1 protein-coding gene is annotated in these 1934 nt (G+C 54.9%); it reads right to left on the bottom strand.

Features of this window, described 5'->3' with window-relative positions; translation table 11 throughout:
• Window positions 1-602: 602 nt before the first annotated feature.
• Window positions 603-1727: an aminotransferase gene (locus tag JMJ97_RS09415; RefSeq protein WP_260700105.1), complete on the bottom strand. Its 1125-nt coding sequence runs from the start codon at window positions 1725-1727 to the stop codon at window positions 603-605.
• Between the last annotated feature and the right edge of the window lie 207 nt (window positions 1728-1934).

Genomic DNA, 1934 nt, shown 5'->3' with positions numbered 1-1934 from the left:
TCTCGGAAGGCACGTGCAGACCTTTCGTCATGGCCTCCTACCTTTCTTTCGGGCCCCTGTCAGGGCCGATTCGTTAGCGCCCCTCCGTGTGAGGCGTTATTGCTGACGACATATTTATATCCAAAATCAGTTCATACTTCCACCTCGCCCCCGAACGGTTTTATATGAGGGGTGAACGGCATACACATATACTTCACGCATGGCACACTTTGATTTAATAAAGTTTATTTACGTGCTTAAACGCGTTTTCAATCCAGATAGCAAATGGAACTAAACTTTATTAAACCACCCTCAAATTGCATATTTCTAATAAAGCTATGAATAGAATTAGCGATTCATACCACGTCTCAACCATTTTCATTTTTATTCAAAAAAAAGTTTGTCCTATTCATTTCTGGTAAGCATATTACCGTTTACCAGACGCTTTGTACCGTTCACCGGAAGCTCAGTATAAGGCCCAGCGAATACCGGCTCACCTTACGGCCTCATTTGTAACAACTTGACTTCTCGGTATAGAAAAAAGTCCCGCTCCCCTCATGGGAAACGGGACTGTTATCGATAATCGTAGACAGATTTGAGCGGCTTTGAGAGCCGTCGGAATCCTAGCGATCGAACTCCGCCAGTGCCTCGCCCAGGAGCCTCAGACCCTCGCGCAGAACGTCCTCGCTCGCGCAGTAGCCCAGGCGTGCGCCGCAGGGAAGCTCAAAGCAGCTACCGGGAACCAACAGCACTCCCCTCTCGGCCAGCAGGCGCTTGCAGAACTCCTCGTCGTCCTCGGGAATATCAAGCTTGATAAACGAGGTAGACACGCCCTGCGGGGCCGTCCAGGAAACGCGATGCTGGGTATCAATCCAAGCCTGCGCGATATGGCGGTTTCCAAACACGATCTTGCGGTTACGCTTGAGGATCTTGTCCTTGTGCTTGAGCACATAGGTCGCCAGGGCGTCGTTGAACACGCCGCCGCAAATCATGGTGTAGTCGCGGTACGTGCGAATGCGATTAGACACCTCTTCGTCTGCCACAACCCAGCCCACGCGGGCAGCAGGCGTCGAATAGGTCTTGGACACCGAGTTGGTGACGATGGCTTTCTCGTACACATCGGCCATCGACAAAAAGTCCTCGGTGTTCTCAAGCGGCAGGTACACCTCGTCGCACAGCACATAGGCGCCCACCGAGCGGGCGATCTCGGCAATCTGGCCGAGCGTATCGGCATCGAGCACGGTACCGATGGGGTTCGATGCGTTGTTGATGCAGATGAGCTTCGTGTTGGGACGAACGATGCGCTTGAGCTCCTCGATATCGGGCCTCCAGCCAAGCTCCTCGCGAAGCTCCCAGTACTCGACCTCGGCGCCGAGCGTACGCGGGATCTCATAGAGCGGTGCATAGGTAGGCCACTCGGCGATAACGTGGTCGCCGGGCTCGACCACGGCCATGATGGCGTTGAGGTTTGCGCCCGTGCAGCCATTGGTCTGCAGAATGTGATCGGGATTGACCTCGCGACGATACAGCTTGGCAACCTCGGCCTTAAATTCCGGCGAGCCCTCGATCCAGCCGTAGTTCATCTTCTCGCGGTCCAGGCGCTCGTAGAACGTGGCGCCGTCCTGTTTATCGAGCGCGCGCAGCTCGCCCATGGTGAGCGACGAGATCGTCGACTGGGCGATGTCCCACGTGGCGCTCTTCTCCCAAACGTTGAGCCATTCCTCAACGCCGATTGTCTTGATATCCATGGCCAAGCTCCTTACAAAAGCAGTCATCCAATCGTGTTGACGTTCCTCATACAAGAATGGGGCGGTGCGAATATCCGCACCGCCCCAATGGGAGACATCTAATGGCAGCTAGATGTATGTATTAAGACCTGTACGGGTCCTTGAAGACCTTCGAGGTCCTCGCGCCAGAAGGGCATGCTCATGCAGCGCGGGCCGCCGCGGCCGCGG

It is taken from the genome of Collinsella aerofaciens, assembly GCF_025289055.1.
In the GTDB taxonomy this organism is placed as follows: Bacteria; Actinomycetota; Coriobacteriia; order Coriobacteriales; family Coriobacteriaceae; genus Collinsella.
The sequence above is the reverse complement of the archived record's forward strand: the minus strand, read 5'-3'. Positions and strand labels throughout refer to the sequence as shown.